The following is a 16,504-nucleotide window of genomic DNA, read 5'->3' on the forward strand; positions in this document are numbered from 1 at the left end:
CGGGGTTTTCCTTTGATCAAGACCAGGACCAGCAGCCGCGGCCTCACTGGCGAGAGGCCAGTTCAGCAGCCCGGGCGGCGGGCGATGGAGTTTCTTTGATTAGGCGGGCAAGGAAGGCGGTGTAACTGGCCTGCTCGTTGATGTGCATGATGCAGGCGAGGAAGTCTTTGCGCTTGCGCTCAAGCCAATGCTCGGCCTTGGCGGAGCCCTCAATGGGCAGGCGTTGGGTAAAAAGGGTGTAGTCGTTTAGGGCGACCTGTTGTGGCCAGGTGAGTTCGGATACGAGCAGCTGATTCATATTGGCATCTCCAGGAGGATGTAGGCTTCGTATCCTGGAGATGCTCAACACCGAGCATGAAATCTGCTCGGCAAAACGACATCGACAGCCCAGTCCTACCGGCGCAGGCTATCGCTACTCACTACTCATCATCGTCGAAGTTGTACATGCCCGGCGCGAGGTTCTCGAAGCGGGTGTACTTGCCGATGAACGCCAGGCGCACAAAACCGATGGGGCCGTTACGCTGCTTGCCGATGATGATTTCAGCCACACCCTTGTGCTCGGTCTCGGGGTGGTACACCTCGTCGCGGTACACGAACATGATCACGTCGGCGTCCTGCTCGATCGCACCGGATTCACGCAAGTCGGAGTTCACCGGGCGCTTGTTCGGCCGCTGCTCCAGGGAACGGTTCAGCTGCGACAGGGCGATTACCGGGCAGTTGAACTCCTTGGCCAGGGCCTTGAGGGAACGAGAGATCTCGGAAATCTCATTGGTCCGGTTGTCGCCGGCGGAGCCCGGGATCTGCATCAACTGCAGGTAGTCAACCATGATCATGCCAATCTCGCCGTGCTCGCGGGCGAGCCGCCGGGTCCGTGCACGCATCTCCGAGGGACTGATACCGGCGGTGTCGTCGATGAACAGTTTGCGGTTGTTGAGCAGATTCACCGCCGAGGTCAATCGCGGCCAGTCATCGTCATCCAGCTGGCCGGAACGCACCTTGGTTTGGTCGATGCGGCCGAGCGATGACAGCATACGCATGATCAGCGACTCACCTGGCATTTCGAGCGAGAACACGAGCACCGCTTTCTCGGACCGCAGCACAGCGTTTTCCACCAGGTTCATGGCGAAGGTCGTCTTACCCATCGACGGCCGGCCGGCCACAATGATGAGGTCGGCCGCCTGCAGGCCGCTGGTCTTCTCGTCCAGGTCGGTGAAGCCGGTCGAAACGCCAGTGATGTCGCTGTCAGAGTTGAATAACGTGTCGATGCGATCGATGGCCATCGTCAGGAGATCTTTGACACCCACCGGCCCGCCGGTTTTGGGCCGGGCTTCAGCAATCTGGAAAATCTGCCGTTCGGCCTCGTCGAGGATCTCCGAAGCGTTCCGGCCTTCAGGGTTGAAGGCACTGTCTGCGATGTCCGTGCTGATGCTGATCAGCTGGCGCAGGGTCGCCCGCTCCCTGATGATCGCAGCATAGGCTTTGATGTTGGCCACCGAAGGGGTGTTCTTGGCCAGCTCTGCCAGATATGCCAGCCCGCCAACCTGGCTGCTCAGCCCTTCCTTGTCCAGGCGCTCATGCAGCGTGACGATATCGAATGGCTCGTTCAGGTCCGCCAGCTTGTGAATGGCGCGGAAAATAAGCCGGTGATCGTGCCGGTAGAAATCGCCGTCGGAGACCTGATCGAGCACGCGCTCCCAGGCATTGTTATCGAGCATGAGACCACCGAGCACGGATTGCTCTGCCTCGATAGAGTGCGGTGGCACCTTCAGCGAGGAAGTCTGTAGGTCGAGCTGCTCTGAAGCGTAGTCTTCGTTCATGTGGGCATCTTGTTCAGTAAGTTGAGGGCGCTTGCGAGTGGAGAGGCGTCAACGGGCTTTATGGCGGCTTTCTCGCGCCTTTTCGGCGCCGCCCCCTACCCTTGCTCTCGACTTTGTTCGCCGCCCCTTCTGCGAGCTTCTGGACGGGCATGCGGCCAAGGCGTGGGTTAGGGTCAATCCTCTCTACCCCCATCTCTTGTTCAGTGAAGTCGTGCGTACCCGGCTCCAAATTAACGAAGCGTGTGTATCGACCCTCGAAACCAAGCCGGACGAAACCGGTCGGGCCTTCTCGCTGCTTGCCGATGATGATCTCTGCGGTACCAGCAAAACGGGAGTCGGGGTTGTACACCTCATCTCGATACACAAACATGATCACGTCTGCGTCTTGCTCGATAGCACCGGACTCGCGCAGGTCGGAATTCACAGGTCGCTTGTCCTTGCGCTGCTCCACCGAGCGATTGAGCTGCGAGAGAGCAATCACGGGGCAATTGAACTCCTTCGCCAAAGCCTTGAGCGACCTGGAGATAGCCGATATCTCGTTGGTCCGATTCAGGCCGCCGTACCCGGGGATCTGCATCAGCTGCAGGTAGTCCACCATGATCAAGCCAATCTCGCCGTGCACGCGCCGAAGCCTACGTGTGCGGCTGCGCATATCCGAGGGACTCAAGGCCGGGGTGTCATCAATGAAGAAGCGCTCATTCTTGTTGAGCGCGTTGGCAGCCTTGGTCAGCTTGGTCCAGTCCTCATTCAAGAGCTTCCCTGAGCGGACCCGCGACTGGTCAATGCTTCCCATTGAGGAGAGCATGCGAGTCAGCAGGGCATCGCCCGGCATCTCCATGGAGTAGACCACGACCACTTTTTCCGATCGCAGAACGGCCTCTTCCACGATGTTCATGGCAAACGTGGTTTTGCCCATGGATGGCCGGCCGGCCACAATCACGAGGTCGGCCGGGCGCAACAGGCTCAGCTTGCTGTCGAGGTCGGTGAAGCCCGTCGATTGGCCAAGCGACTCAAGGCCAGACTCATGGGCGGTCTCAATCTTCTCGACGGCTTTTCTGAGCAGAGCCTCGATACCTACCGGCCCGCCCTCTTTCGGCCGTTGACCGGCCACGGACAGCATCTTTGCTTCGGCATCATGCACAAGATCTTCCGCGGTACGGCCGTCCGGGGCGCTGGCGCTTTGCTCGATCTCCGTGCAAACGCCGATGATCTTCCGGAACTGAGACCGCTCGCTGACGACGCGTGCAAAAGACGCGATGTTGGCGACAGACGGGGTGTTATCGGAAAGCTCTTTCAGATAGGCCAAGCCACCTGCATTCGAGAGCTCACCCGTTCTTTCCAGCGCCTCTTGCGCTGTGACGACATCAAGCGCATTCCCCTCTTCAAGCAGCTTGGCAATAGCCTTGAAAATGAGCCTGTGGTCTGCGCGGAAAAAATCAGATTCGACGACCAGGTCAGAGACTCGCACCCACGCCCGTGGGTCGTTCAGCAACCCGCCTAGAATGGCCTGTTCGGCTTCAACAGAATGCGGCAGCTCCCGGCTCGGGGTCTGTTCGTATTCAGCCGCTAGATGGATATGGTCGTTCAAACCTCAGGCCTTACTCATGGAAATGCTGGGGGTGGATCGGGCCGAAAGCTGCGAGCAGTACCTTATTGAGGCCCTGGTGCGAGCTGACAGCTGGGTTTCGGGCACGATGTTCCTTGTTTGGGTGCCTTGAACGCAACTACCTTGCGCTGGGTGGCCATCCTGGTTAGAACTTGACCTCAATCAACGCAGCCCGCCCACTGCGGGTTTGAAAGTCGCAAAGGCCCAACTGAACCACCCGTGGCTGCCGGTGAGCTATGCAGGTAGCGACCTGGGCGCGGAATGCTTTGAGTTCAAGTGGCAGCACTGAACGGCCAGTAGCGGCCTGGATCTTGTCGCTGAACTCCTGCAACGCGGCCTTCAGACCAGCATCATCGAAGGTCTGGTCTGCGGGTTCGGCATTCGTTGTTGGGTTCAACATTGAAAATCTCCAGAGAGGGACTCGGGGCGACTGCGGCTGAACTCACATCCTTAGCGGCGGGATACAGCCAAAAAATCGTAACACGTACCTATAATCCTGAAAGCCGTATCGAATGTCAATCAAATGCCCAAGGCACGAAAACGACACATAACTAACTGAAATTTCTATTATTCCTGCGGAACCATGAGGTGGGTCGGAAACGCTGGAATACAGAACAAGGGGTAAGCACTAAAGCTCTTCCGCCAGCTCAGTATCGAACTCTTCCGCCGGATTGCTTTGCAGCGCCTGGATGGCAGTTGTACCGCCGGCTTCATTCTCGGAGGTGGATGCTGCAGGAACAACCCAATTGTATTGGTGCCCAACGAGCAGCCGTGATGTCACCTTATTCCACAGACTAGAGCGCCAGCGCAAGATCAGGTACTCCTCGACTTCCTTGCGACCTAATGGAATTGCGCAGAAGGACAGTTCGTAGTTACTCGAATACACTTTGACTAGACCCTCTTTGTCGCTGGCATCAATACCGAAGCGATCACAGGTGCCCTTCGCAAATGAGTGGTTTTTAACGGAGGTAAGGTCACGCATTCGGGCGCGTAATGCCGATGTCTCACCGACGTATCGTGCAACACCGGCTTCCCAGATCACGTAAACGCCAGCGTCACGTGTGATGTCCTTTTTCCAGTCATGTTTACCGGCCAAAATTCGCCGCGGGGCCGCTTTGAGTGCAGCTTCGTAGTGACGCAATTTTTCCTGGACGTTCATGTAGCCTAAATTCCTCGGTGATGCTTAATGGAGCTATCGGTCCCTTGATTTCACTGACTGGGCATTACTATTTAAATCATACTCAGCGAATATCGTAACACGCCTTCTATCCTGGGATGCAATGCACGCTTTCCTGTATGCGCCCTGAGCTTGAATGCTCACGACATCGCCCTTAGCCCCCGAGACTGCCCCTTCAAGCTGATACCAGCCGTCCGTTGTTTCCAGGGTCGTAATGGTCGAGAAAGCAGAGTCATGCAGCACAAGAGACTTCACCTCTCCAGCAGGCCGCGTAACTTTATCCGGAGAGTAATGGTAGTCACCCAATATAACCAAGGCCACCAACATTAGCGCTATAGGTACGGCGATAAGATAATCTCTAACTGTCGGATCAATGGCTTTCCATTTTTTGACAAGCATAAGAAATGTTCCTTATTCCTAAAATTGAGTTCGATTTATGAGCAGCCCAAGAAATCAGCTCATTTTAATTTCATTGCGACTCCGCCGCTGCCGCCACTTCCGAAAGGCAGTGAATGAATCACACACCAGTCCATGCCAAATCAGGCCCATAATTGTCAGTACAAAATAGTCTCGCGGCCCATCCAGGACCGCACGACTTTGAGCGTCCAATAGCTCAAGAGGAGTGAATAATTTTCCAACCAAGGAGACTAGCAGGGCAACCAGTACTAAAACCGCTGCTGAGCGCAATAAGCTCAGAATCGTGAATACAACGATCATTGCGAGCGCTTTGAGTGTGTGGATTGTGAAAAACCGAGGTCGCTCACAAACTCCGAGCCAGTTTGTCTTCCAGCCAGAATCACCATTCTTGAATTTTCGTTTCATCTCGATTCGACCTGTACTGATTACTGGGACTGGACGGACGGTGAACGCGAGATTGCCGGCCCGGTATGCGGAGCACCGTCAGCTTGCTCCTGGGAAGCCTCCTCACCCTCGCGTTGAGCATCACAGCGCTCGTGGACATCTACGCAAGCGCCGCCGCAAGGTGCTGCCCGTTTCTTCTTGAAGCCGAACCCATGCCCTGTAGCCAGGTGTACAAACGGCAGTGCCGCCCAGTACCCAACCACAAAGGAAGCGGCCTTAGCGGTAAGGCCTGGCAATTGATATGCGAACGACGAAGCGAGAAACGCGAGAAGGCAGACGGCGCCCACCACATATTTGCGCCGAATCTGAATTTTGGAGGTCCGCCGGCAGGCCGCGGTTTTGGAGCTACTCATTGTGCCGTTCCCTCGAACGCCGCTGCCTGGCGCTCAACTAATGCACAGCGCTCCTTGACCCAATCCAGATCCCTGACCCGGATGTCTTGCGCACTCCGATTGGCATCCACCAGGAGCCGAGTCGCGCATTTGGAATCACGGGCCGCCGCCTGAATTTCCTCGCTCGTCGCCGAGGAAAAACTGGTCCTCAGATTGTTCAACCCAAGGCCCTTATAAGCCAACGGCCCGCCGACCAGGGCCAGCAAAGCTACCCCCCAATAAACCGCACGTCTGCGGGTGTGTTTTGCTGAAGTCACCATTGATCTCCCGACATGGTTTGCATGGCGAGAAAATAACACATAACGCGTACAGATAATTCATGTAGTATCGAAATCGAGCATCAAGGCCCATTGCCTTACATTTCTACAGCCCTCAGGCCCCTGCATAAGGACACTAAACAGAATGAAATGGGACGATTTGGACAAGCGACAGCAATGGTGGGTTACAGGCTTTATGGCCTTAAAGCTGTGGAATCAGTGGCTCCTTGTGGCTATCTGCGCACTGGTCACGTCAGCTGTGTTCTTTTACCCGATGCTTCAGATCCGTGAGCTGTACGGGAAGACCGCGTCAGCCATTTTCTACGCCGCAACCTATTTCCTCAGCGCCAAGCACATTGGCTTTTGGATCATCAATCCTATCTGCGGGCTCGTCAGCCTCAACAAAATCCAGCGATCGTATGGCCCCCTCACCCGCCGGCAGGTCCAGGAATGGTTCGTCGAGTGGTGTTACACGCCGATCGACCTCTACGATGGGTCGGCACTGGACATTGCGCAGTTCGCCCGGGCAAACGGCGAAGGTAAGTAAAACCGTATCATCTGCTCGGCCTAGTCCCAGCCTGTAAGTCGAGGCCGAGCGTCATTGAAGCCATTGCCCCTCAAGTAGCTGCCAGGCCTAGCCTAGGCCCTAGACCTCAACTTCACGGCGCAACCGCCCTGAGTCGAAGGTGACGGGCTCAATCATCGTCCTTGGCAAGGCCGTACTCACTAAGTGCAGGCCCAGGCCCACCACCAATGTCGTAGAGCTCCTCCGGCGTATAGAGGCTGTCATTGCCCTCAAACAGCTCATCACCACCACGATTTCCAGCTCCAGCGCCCGACTTCGATCTGCGGCACCACACTGCGACATCTCGAATGAAGAAGCCCGCGGAGATGACTGCGAAAGCAAAGAATGTGAGCAGGACGCCCTTCGTCACGAGGATCAAGGCACCGGCTCCAAGGAACGCCAGCAACCCCTTCTGAATAGAGTGATCTGGGTCGCGGAGATGGCTCAGGCTGCAGCCGAAAGACAGCATCACCAGGGCCGCAGCAATCGCCACGCCTACATCCGCTTCTGCACTACTATCGATGGTTCCCCAGATACCCGCTGCCACAGGCCCTACAATCGCGGCCAGATGGCGCACCACGGCCAGCGGGGTGCGACGAATCCAATCCTCAATAGCCCAGAGGGTACGAGTTGAAGGCTTCATTTGAGGTGCCCGAACCAGGTCGGCCAATCGGTCCACTGCGGTCACCATGTTGCGTGTCGCAGATTGACTCACCACCGGCATGGCAGCGAGATCCTGGATGACCTGCACACAACGCTTGAACTCTGGAGTTACCCGCTTGAGTGAGGCTGCGTTGAAGTAGGCCAGGTCAATGCTGCCTGCGTACAAACCAAGGTAACCAGCAATCAGAGCCTCGGCTCGCGCTAGTTCTCGCTCAACAATTTTATACTGATTCATCGCTCATCCTTTCGAGTGCCGTCACTTCCTAGTACTACAACCATTCAGGGGATTCCTACGCCGCTTTGTGCTCTGGGGGAGCCACCGCCATCCAGCAATCAATCCCAAAGCGGTTCACATACCCCTCTCGGAGAAGTGCGAAGGCGACGCCCGCAGGGGAATACTACTAACTATCAAGTATAGATACGCCAGTGGAATCTATAAAATCAAAATATTAAAACACGCCCGTGAGTGGATAGGCATAGCTCAGTGACCGGTTCTTAGCGAAGTGGCAGAATTCAATTATTGGTGTAACATAAACCGTAATCCATGAGCTGAAACTTTACAGCTCAAGCCGGAAATATTTAAGTGCCATCCAGATGGCTGACATGCTCACTCATCATTTCACCATAGTTCAGCATAAATATCTTTTCGTGAGCGAAGAGCGTGAAGCGTTCTGGGTAAGTGAAGGCCTAAACCCTTCAGAAGCTGAAGACCTTGCATTGATTCCCGTAATTGCACTGACATTGAATGTTCCGGGCCTCGACCTCTATCACCAGAGGTTCTTCAAACGCAATGATAAAATCTCGATAGCTAATTTTCTATACGAAGCTTGGGCATCAAACCCATTCCTCAAAGGCATCCCAGACCAATTATGCATTGACGAAGAGCTACTGAGTATCGTCCCCCTGAAGGGAATCCTTCAGCTAATTGATCCTGATGGCCAGCTCAAGGAAATTGTGACCGATGCTGGCGCCACTTTCGGCGCTAGCAAGGCTCAGGCGCACGAGCAATCCGTAATTTACTGGGAAGATTTCGAACTATTGAGAAAGCCAGCGTCAGTAGACTCCCTACTGAACCTTATAGGCAAGAAGGTTTCTGAACGCCAAAGCATCTTTGTAGAATCCTCCCGTCATGACAAAAGAAAAGATCATCTACTTGAACAACACCGGGCAATATCACCCTCATTACCATCAATCTCTTTAAGACCAGACGAATATTTTCGTCTTGATACCGACTGGGTAACCAAAGAAAGCTCGCAAGTACCTATGCCGGCCACAGGCAAAGCATACTGCTATAGCGAGGAAAATGACGATCATCGCTGGATACATTGGCTGTTCCTCCAGGACGAAGATGAGGAGCCAAATGGCGATGGCGATGGCGAGGCGGGTGATCAATATAAACTTATTGACGAAACCAGACATTATTGGTCACCAGAAGCCAAGGGCTTAATTGCCACGCTAAACGCCTTGGCGTACCCCATCGCAGAGTATTTGCCTGAGCACATTTCAAGTCAGGCACTCAGGTCATTCATGAAGGGGCGGGTACCACTATCGATAACCATGACCAAAGACCTCCTGCGCTTAGTTAAAACACTACCAATTGTCATTTATCCAAAAACAATTGAGGAGTGCACAGCCGCCTTCGGACATATAACTCGCCATGGGCACTGCAAGTATATGTTCGAGCTAACAGGAGGTGAACACGCAAGCCATGAATTCCGTTTTTTTGCCGGCAACGCACCTACTTCAGGACCTTTTTTTATAGTTATCCAGGTTGGCAGCATGGCTGATGACCCAATGCTGAAGAGCGCGCTTTTCTGTAAAGAGGATGACCTTGACATTGGTCACGCGGGTTTTGCAGCACTGTCTTATTGGGTTGAGAAACTGCCTGAGTTCAACATAAAAGGTATCTGCACCCTAGTTTTAGATATGGTTGAAAAAATGCTGCACGCCTCGATGAAGGGCCGTAAGAACTGACTCTAATAGCTACATAAACTAGCAGGTGAGTGGCGGGCGCGGATCTCGGCGTGGAAGCGTCACCCCAATGACCCGCCTCGCGTACGTGCCCCAGCAAAAAGTGCGCCAGTGGAATGCCGGGGTGTGCCTATGCGTGGCGTCCCCGGTTACGTCTCTCAGCTCGCCGTAGGCCCACCGTCGTGGCCCATTGCTCTTCACTCTCCAAGCGCTTCCTCTTAAAGTGGTCGCTCAACTGCGTTATGGGGCAGGTGCCACGGTGCGCATCGGTTGTACGCAGAACTCCATCATTTGGAAACGCAATGGGTCAGAACCCCTACAGTGCGCAGTACGAAGCTGCTGTCGCCGCCCTTGCTGCGGCTGAAGTGGGCTTGCAGGAGCAATACGAACTCTACGGCCACCTGCATCGCTTTGATGAAGGCCATGCCAAGTTGGCGCTCAAAAATGCCGAGATGAAACTAGAGGAGCTCGAACGAGAGCGTTCCCAACTGGGTGGATTAACCCTGATCGATCGTGCAACAGTCCACGATGCCGTCTATCGACTGAACCGCTCGTTGCTCGGGCAAGCATTCGATGCTTTGACCGGACGGGTTCCTAAACCCCCCAAAATGTCCGAGGCAGAGGAAGCCAAGTTAGCCGAAAAAGCTGCACGGTTGGATGCATTGACTTGCGAGAATGGAGAGATAGCCACCCAGCAGCATCTGGTGCAGAGGCTTCGATACGATCTTCAGTTCCACTCTACCCTGGACTGGCTCGAAACCGATTCCGACTACGCCACCTACAGTTCGCAAATCGCAAGACTGCAGCCAGCCGTTGAAAGTCTTTCAGCCAAAATTTCTAGGTTTGAAGAGCATATTCGTGTGCCGCAGGCACAGTGCCTCAAATATCGCGAGCGTCTGGTTGTGGCCAAGGAGAAGCTGGCCCAAGCGGTCGATTTCCGAGATCGCCACCGAAACGCACCACCACGTTCAGTGGAGGCCGCGAAAGTTAAGGGGGCTTGCAGTAACTACTTCGGAACAGATGACATTGCCCAAGTCGTCAGGCACAAAACCAGTGATGTTGAAGACCTTGAACGTGAGCTCGCAAAATGGGAGCAGCAAATGGCGTCGCTCCGGCAGCGCGATAGTCGAGTAATCGAGCGGCTGATCATTGACGGGAACAACCTATGCAATCGTGGCCGGGGCAAGAATCAACAGTTCATCGGACTGAACGCTTTGAGTGCACTCGTTCCGGCACTGCTTTCAAACTGGCCTGGCAGTGAGATCATTCTGGTCTTTGATCCAGGCATCACGAGAAAGCTTCAGGTTTCGTGGGAGGACATTCAACGCACCTTCCCAGCGTCAGTAGAGACGTACCGCGTCGACAAAGGCCGCAGCGCCGATGAAATGATCATCGAATTGGCATATTCCCCGAACGCTTACATCATCAGCAACGATCGTTTCGGAGAGTTCAGCTACCGACCTGCCATCAAGGAAAACAGAGTCTTTCGCCATGACATTACCAGGGCAAACATCTTGGTGAATGAGCTGTGGATCTCGGTGGAATATTGCTCTCCAGGCTGAGGCGGGTAGGCCTCCCCGCCCTCCATGCCACCCTATGAGCCGGGCAGCACGGAGCCCTAGAAGCCCCGACAGTTCGACATGCTGGAGTGTTCGACCAAAAGCCTGTCAACCGCCGTGGCCAGGTCGAATTCAGCTCGCTGTAGCGCCAGAAACAATTCTGCGCTGGTAACCGTCTCATCGTGCGCATACTTCAAGTGCTCCGCACGTGCGGCCCTGAAGCGCTCGATCGCGTCAAGGGTGTTCTGATCCAGGTGCAAGCTGAGAGGCAGCTTCAGATCGCTGGTGGTTGGTATAGCCATTTTCCTGTCCATTGCTCGGTAAAAACCAGACCTTCCCCTGCTGAGTCATGGGTGTCGATCAGATGGTTCCGTTACGGCTGTAGGAAAAGTCAGCAGGCCAAGCCATGGCGGCTGAAACGCCCAGTATGCGCTTCACACTGTGCAGTGCGCAGCGCATACTGAGATGCGCGCTGCATCGGTTGCAGAGAGGCGGCGAGCGTCCTGAACCCATTTTCTATCGGTTCCAAAAGCCTACAGATCCCTCCTACCCCGTGATGATCGAGCTATTCTCGCGGGCGCCGGAAGGCCTGGAGCACGAAGAAAACGCAACGCTGACCCCATCCCAACAGACGAATCGGTTTCGAGCTTGAGCGCCATTTTGCTGAACGAGGACTATTACCAGTTCCTACTGTCCGGCCGCCAGCAGGGTGAGGAGCTGACTTATATCGGCGCCGATCGCCTTATCCCCTTCAAGGCTAAAGCCTGGCTCGACTTGTCTCAGCGCAAAGAAAACGGTGAAGGCGGGGCAGACAGTAAGGACATCAGAAAGCACCGGAACGATGTCCTGGCCCTGACCAGTCTGCTGACCGGCGAAGTGATCGAGCTGCCCGAAAGCATCACCGCGGACATGCAGCTGTTCCTGGACCGCCTGGCTACCGAGGATCTCGACTTCAAAGCACTCAAGATCCAGGGTGACCTCCCGACCATTGTCGGCCGTATTGCAGAGTCCTTCGGCCTTCAGATGACCGCTTAAAGCGAATCGCCCCGCACCATTCGCGCCCGACGTTCAAGTCGGGCGCCGTCGCCCTCCCCTAGTTCGATCAATCCGTGATCGTCATTACTTCACGGAAACGGATTCGGTCACCACGAACGAGACCACACCGCCCAACGCAACGCCGTCCAGGCCTTCCTTCCCATCTTTGTCGACCACATAGCCTTTCAGCTCTCGCTGCTCAACTCCGTCACACGACAGTGTGGCGGTCGCAGCCACATGCTTCTTCATGCTGTTGTTCCATTCGAGGGGGATGCCCAGAGCGCAGTCGCCGCCGGCCAGGACCTGAGAAAAATCATAATCCACCTTGCCAGCCCCACCTGCCCGGTACTCGGTCGGCAGAACAGTGCCAAGCGCAGGATCACCGAGGTGATAGAGTTTTGCGTAGAGGACAGCGCCCATTGGGATGGTCACGTTGATTTTTTTGTCATTGCACCCTGCCAGCGACAGAGCGATACAACCGAACACGGCAAGATTTCGAAGTGGTGACATGCTTTTTCCAGTTTGAGAATGGGTGTCAAAAGTCAGCAGTGCTAAGCCAGCGGCCATGCGATTCCGCTAAGGAAGGTCTGAAGTAACCCTGTATTTCCGGTCGACTTCAGCCCTCGCTGCTTTTGAAAGCGGGCCGTCGATCAAAATCGACCAGGTAACCCGCTCAGTTCTCCGTTTTTGGCCGCCGCGAGCACCTCGCAGCAGCCATTTTCCGCATTACAGGTGCACCTTTCCTGCGGTAGTCAGCAAATGTCGGCGCGCCATCCATAGGTTCGACAGCGCGAACAGCGTCACCAGCTGAGCGGTGTTCTTGGCCAGGCCACGGAAGCGCACCTTCACGTAACCGAACTGGCGCTTGATCACTCGAAACGGGTGCTCGACCTTCGCTCGCACTTGTGACTTGGCCTTCTCGATCTTGCGCTTGGCTTTGTACAGGGCGCTGCGTTTATCGAGCTTCTTGTAGGTGCTGCGGCGTGCTGCGACCTGCCAGATCACTTCGCGGCCAGCATGTTCGGGGCGCTTTTCGACGCCGGTGTAGCCGGCATCGGCGCAGACGACGTTCTCGTCACCGTGCAGCAGTTTGTCGACCTGGGTGATATCCGCCACGTTGGCTGCCGTGCCTACCACGCTGTGTACCAGCCCCGACTCATCATCTACGCCGATGTGCGCCTTCATGCCAAAGTAATACTGGTTCCCTTTCTTGCTCTGGTGCATTTCCGGGTCGCGCTTGCCGTCCTGGTTCTTGGTCGAGCTGGGCGCGTGGATCAGTGTGGCATCGACGATAGTGCCCTGGCGCAGCGACAGGCCGCGATCCCCCAGGTAGCCATTGATTACGCCGAGGATGCCGGCTGCCAGTTCATGTTTCTCCAGCAAGCGACGGAAGTTGAGGATGGTGGTTTCGTCGGGAATGCGCTCCAGGCTCAACCCGGCGAACTGGCGCAGGATGGTCGTCTCGTACAGCGCTTCCTCCATTGCCGGATCACTGTAGCCAAACCAGTTCTGCATCAGGTGAATACGCAGCATGGCCAGCAGAGGATAGGCGGGCCGACCACCTTCGCCCTTGGGGTAATGCGGCTCGATCAAGGCAATCAATCCTTTCCACGGCACCACCTGATCCATCTCGATCAGGAACAGCTCTTTACGGGTCTGCTTGCGCTTGCCGGCGTACTCGGCGTCGGCGAAGGTCATCTGCTTCATGGAAAAACTCGGCTGGCGGGATCGGCGTATTTCACCAGATTCGGGAAGTCTTTTTCAGACCTTCCCTAACAGTTCAGTTGCCAGCGGCCCATGGGCCAGGTCTTGTCGACGTGGGCCATGGCAGCTTCCTTGGTTTTGAAGCGCCGGCGCATCACCTGATCGGGATGGCCTGGGTCACTTCGATCACCTGTTATGTACGGCGCCCAAGCCAGCCAATAAGCCGCCTCGGGCTGGTCGTCTGCGCCGTGCGGTTGCGAGACACCGGCCAGGTCACTGCGAGTCCAACTACTTGGGCGAAACTCGCGCCATTGGGGCTCGGTCACGGGCATTTAATCCGGCTCGGCCGGGTGCGGATCTGGTTGGAACTGGGCGACGTAGCCAAGCACGGCCGCGACCCGCCGGCCGGTCGCGCTCCCTTTGTCGGTGCACTCGCGGTAGGCTTGGCCGCTCTGGACAATTTCCTCAAGCAGCTCGGCGGCCTTGTCCAGGTGCTGCTCGGTTTCGTTGGTGTGCTCGATAAGCTGTTGGTAAGCCTTTTGCGACTCACCATGGCGCCGGTCCATGGCCTGGACGATTTCGAGCAAGCGGTCTGTGCCGATTTCGTCGGTATCACCCAAGCAGAGCCGGTCGCCCTCATCCTGGGTGCATTGGCAATCGTCGGTCAGCACTTCCGAACTCCCGACCCAACCGCAAAGCTTGCACTCGACGGTGTAGTAGTTTCCCACCAGTGGTTCCTGGCCGATGCAGACCGGCATGCGTACCATCTTCTCAACGGTTCTCATCGTGACCTTCCTTGAATCTCACACCGGTTTCAGGTGAGGCGTTTTTGAGTCGGCAATCTGCACTTGCATCGCCGGTTGCATGGTCATCACATCGAAGCCCATTGACTCAAACCACTCGCGATTCATCAGCGAACGGGCTTCGGTTGGTACGTCGAAGAAACCGTTGTCCTCTGACCAGAAGCGGCAACTGACCGGGTGCAACAGATCGAGGTCGAATGAGCCGCCTGGATAGATGCACACGATCAGCTCCCAAGACGCATCAGGTGGCGTTGGCCACTGATACCCTGCTGGCGCTTTGCGTTCACGTTGCCCGCCTTCAAAGCGCCCTGAAAGGCCGTATACGAACGCACGCACCTGCCACATCGCCACCACGCGGCCTTGTGCTTTCTGATCGGCACAGACGCGCTGGAAAGCCTGACGCACCAATGGCTTTGGTAGGCCCCATACAAAGCAGGAAATGCCTTGCTGGTAGAAGGCCTCAAACCCCATTACCGGATACCCCGCTTCGTCGGTCGCTCGATCCAGATAGTTCATGGCTCATTTTCCCTAGTACGCGACCTGGGCGGCTTTGGCCAGGTCATTAAGTTGCTTGGACAGCGCCTCGCCGGCTGCCGTCAGGTCGTAGTCACCGTGCGAGAATGACACCAGCCCTCGCTTTCGCAGCGCTTCGCAGGTACGCACCCGCGCAGCGTAGGACAATGGGCCATGCACGCCGAAGTCATCCCAGCCCCAGCCGGTCCCCAGCTTCATCAGTACGGTTTTCATCGGCTCACTGAGCTTGGTGGTCATGATCGATATCCCTACCAGAATGGGGTCATAGGAACCCGCTCGGTCATGAGCTTGTCATTGCCATGCTCAGCACTGAATGCCTCGTATTTGGCGATATTTGCCTTGCAGAACGCTTCCAGCCCATCGGCTGCTAGGCGTGGCGAATAGGCATGGACAGGTTCCGCCGAATCATCCAAAAACTGCTCTGTGCCATCCGCATGGATCACTACGGGTACGCCCCCCAGCAGCACTTCAACATCGGTGATGAAGGGCGCAGTCTCGGCGCCACGGGGATCAAAAATCACCTGCCCCCCGGCCTTCATAGCTTCAAGCAGCAAATTGCGCCGGCCTTTGGATCGCTCGTATTCGATCACAATCACGCGACCATCGGCGTACACCTCAAAATCATTGCCGCATGCGTCGCAGGTGTCTGGCCTGCTAGGCCCATCCATCTGCCGGACCACAGCAATCTGGGTCGTGACCGTGTGCTGGCAGGCCGGACACGCAACGTCGAGCGTGCGGCCCGCTGGCCAAGGGTTTACCGCCGCAGTGAGCTTGAAACGGAAATCAGTGCGGCAGCCTGCACAGGTCACGCCGTAGGCGCGAATCGGCGCCAACGAAAAATGCCCCTGTGGGTCTTGCTGTCGCCAGGTCGAGGCATGGAACTCTTCGGTGGTATGGCAGTGCGGACAGGTCACATCAACGCTTGTCGCGTCGGGGTTGATTGGCTGGTGCACTTCGAGCAAATCGGACTCAGATGGCATGGTAGCTCATTTCCTTAGTACCACTAGATATTGTGTTGTGAGCAGCTGAAGAGGACACAAGATGTAGTGTCACAGCGTCATTTCCTTCATCGGATCAGAGGGAATGGAGTAGTTCACAGTCCAGCGACAAACGTGACTACTGATCAGACGCAGTGCCCCCTGCCGATCGTTTTGACCTGGGGCCGGCGCGAGCCCTGCTTCTTCAGTGGCGAAGTACGAAGCATGCGCAGCCGAATTACATTTTGGGCAGGGGATGTCACCGCCATGGCGCAAGGCGCCACCTGGTTCGTCGCAACTGTCCTCATCCCAAAGAAACCCATCAACACACTGCGCGTCGGGATAGGACGCACCGAAATGCCGACCTTGGTAATCGCAACCCAGAGCTATGCCAGTGATCACACACCCTCCTTAGCAATACCAAGCAAACCGATACATAACACGTATGCGTAATAAGATGATACCACATGTCGAGTGCTGGGGCAGACCAGGAAAGAGGGGGCAGATCATTTCAGGCCGGCAGTGCAGGCGTTGTAGCTTCACAGAAAAGCTGGCTTCACAAATAGTTGACCGGCCGGGCTCC

Annotated in this window: 20 protein-coding genes; 4 read left to right on the forward strand and 16 right to left on the reverse strand. The window is 55.9% G+C overall.

Translation table 11 applies throughout. The features are described from left to right. Positions 1-43 precede the first annotated feature (43 nt). From J3A71_RS31005 to J3A71_RS31035, 7 genes are all read right to left on the reverse strand, one after another. Positions 44-298 carry a hypothetical protein gene (locus tag J3A71_RS31005; protein WP_016487010.1) on the reverse strand — a complete coding sequence of 85 codons (255 nt, stop codon included), beginning with the start codon at positions 296-298 and terminating at the stop codon, positions 44-46. Positions 299-419: 121 nt separating this feature from the next. Then, positions 420-1,817 (reverse strand): replicative DNA helicase, encoded by a 1,398-nt coding sequence (gene dnaB, locus J3A71_RS31010; RefSeq protein WP_004575970.1) that lies wholly within the window; start codon positions 1,815-1,817, stop codon positions 420-422. Between the two features lie 58 nt (positions 1,818-1,875). Then, positions 1,876-3,405, reverse strand: coding sequence for a replicative DNA helicase (dnaB, locus tag J3A71_RS31015; protein ID WP_004575971.1), 1,530 nt, complete (start codon positions 3,403-3,405; stop codon positions 1,876-1,878). Positions 3,406-3,568: 163 nt separating this feature from the next. Then, the gene (locus J3A71_RS31020; RefSeq protein WP_004575972.1) at positions 3,569-3,823 is read right to left on the reverse strand and encodes a hypothetical protein; all 255 of its coding nucleotides are present in this window, start codon (positions 3,821-3,823) and stop codon (positions 3,569-3,571) included. A gap of 228 nt (positions 3,824-4,051) precedes the next feature. Next, positions 4,052-4,582 (reverse strand): GIY-YIG nuclease family protein, encoded by a 531-nt coding sequence (locus J3A71_RS31025; protein WP_004575973.1) that lies wholly within the window; start codon positions 4,580-4,582, stop codon positions 4,052-4,054. A gap of 33 nt (positions 4,583-4,615) precedes the next feature. Beyond that, positions 4,616-4,999: a hypothetical protein gene (locus J3A71_RS31030; protein WP_004575974.1), complete on the reverse strand. Its 384-nt coding sequence runs from the start codon at positions 4,997-4,999 to the stop codon at positions 4,616-4,618. A gap of 811 nt (positions 5,000-5,810) precedes the next feature. Continuing rightward, the gene (locus tag J3A71_RS31035) at positions 5,811-6,110 is read right to left on the reverse strand and encodes a hypothetical protein (RefSeq protein ID WP_177336439.1); all 300 of its coding nucleotides are present in this window, start codon (positions 6,108-6,110) and stop codon (positions 5,811-5,813) included. A gap of 145 nt (positions 6,111-6,255) precedes the next feature. On the opposite strand from J3A71_RS31035, the gene J3A71_RS31040 reads away from it, so the two are divergent. Then, positions 6,256-6,657 (forward strand): hypothetical protein, encoded by a 402-nt coding sequence (locus J3A71_RS31040; RefSeq protein ID WP_016487006.1) that lies wholly within the window; start codon positions 6,256-6,258, stop codon positions 6,655-6,657. Between the two features lie 148 nt (positions 6,658-6,805). On the opposite strand, the gene J3A71_RS31045 is transcribed toward J3A71_RS31040, so the two are convergent. After that, entirely contained in the window at positions 6,806-7,573 is a 768-nt protein-coding gene (locus J3A71_RS31045; protein WP_016487005.1) for a hypothetical protein, read from the reverse strand. A 359-nt stretch (positions 7,574-7,932) separates the two neighbouring features. Between J3A71_RS31045 and J3A71_RS31050 the strand changes: the two genes are divergently transcribed. Both J3A71_RS31050 and J3A71_RS31055 read left to right on the forward strand, forming a co-directional pair. Beyond that, entirely contained in the window at positions 7,933-9,312 is a 1,380-nt protein-coding gene (locus tag J3A71_RS31050) for a hypothetical protein (protein ID WP_004575976.1), read from the forward strand. 299 nt (positions 9,313-9,611) lie between these two features. Beyond that, entirely contained in the window at positions 9,612-10,871 is a 1,260-nt protein-coding gene (locus J3A71_RS31055) for a hypothetical protein (RefSeq protein ID WP_004575977.1), read from the forward strand. Positions 10,872-10,927: 56 nt separating this feature from the next. Here the strand turns inward: J3A71_RS31055 and J3A71_RS31060 are convergent, their stop codons facing one another. After that, positions 10,928-11,170, reverse strand: coding sequence for a hypothetical protein (locus J3A71_RS31060; RefSeq protein ID WP_004575978.1), 243 nt, complete (start codon positions 11,168-11,170; stop codon positions 10,928-10,930). Between the two features lie 346 nt (positions 11,171-11,516). Here J3A71_RS31060 and J3A71_RS31065 point away from each other — a divergent pair, with 346 nt between their 5' ends. Beyond that, a complete protein-coding gene (locus tag J3A71_RS31065) occupies positions 11,517-11,903 on the forward strand; it encodes a hypothetical protein (protein WP_231995378.1) in 387 nt (128 codons plus the stop codon). 84 nt (positions 11,904-11,987) lie between these two features. Here the strand turns inward: J3A71_RS31065 and J3A71_RS31070 are convergent, their stop codons facing one another. The 7 genes from J3A71_RS31070 to J3A71_RS31640 all read right to left on the reverse strand — a co-directional run bounded on the left by J3A71_RS31070 (position 11,988) and on the right by J3A71_RS31640 (position 15,924). Next, on the reverse strand, positions 11,988-12,413 hold the full coding sequence (locus J3A71_RS31070; protein ID WP_004575979.1) for a hypothetical protein: 426 nt from the start codon (positions 12,411-12,413) through the stop codon (positions 11,988-11,990). 216 nt (positions 12,414-12,629) lie between these two features. After that, positions 12,630-13,610: an IS5-like element ISPa16 family transposase gene (locus J3A71_RS31075; RefSeq protein ID WP_012315195.1), complete on the reverse strand. Its 981-nt coding sequence runs from the start codon at positions 13,608-13,610 to the stop codon at positions 12,630-12,632. A gap of 65 nt (positions 13,611-13,675) precedes the next feature. Beyond that, positions 13,676-13,933 carry a hypothetical protein gene (locus J3A71_RS31080; RefSeq protein WP_138985814.1) on the reverse strand — a complete coding sequence of 86 codons (258 nt, stop codon included), beginning with the start codon at positions 13,931-13,933 and terminating at the stop codon, positions 13,676-13,678. A 6-nt stretch (positions 13,934-13,939) separates the two neighbouring features. Next, entirely contained in the window at positions 13,940-14,392 is a 453-nt protein-coding gene (locus J3A71_RS31085; RefSeq protein ID WP_016487001.1) for a hypothetical protein, read from the reverse strand. 18 nt (positions 14,393-14,410) lie between these two features. Next, entirely contained in the window at positions 14,411-14,926 is a 516-nt protein-coding gene (locus J3A71_RS31090; protein WP_004577598.1) for a hypothetical protein, read from the reverse strand. A 12-nt stretch (positions 14,927-14,938) separates the two neighbouring features. Beyond that, entirely contained in the window at positions 14,939-15,181 is a 243-nt protein-coding gene (locus J3A71_RS31095; protein ID WP_004577599.1) for a hypothetical protein, read from the reverse strand. Positions 15,182-15,192: 11 nt separating this feature from the next. After that, complete coding sequence (locus J3A71_RS31640; RefSeq protein ID WP_004577600.1) at positions 15,193-15,924, reverse strand: hypothetical protein; 732 nt, start codon at positions 15,922-15,924, stop codon at positions 15,193-15,195. Positions 15,925-16,504: the final 580 nt, after the last annotated feature.

Origin of the sequence: Pseudomonas sp. PvP089 (assembly GCF_017875165.1) — a bacterium.
In the GTDB taxonomy this organism is placed as follows: domain Bacteria; phylum Pseudomonadota; class Gammaproteobacteria; order Pseudomonadales; family Pseudomonadaceae; genus Aquipseudomonas; species Aquipseudomonas fortuita.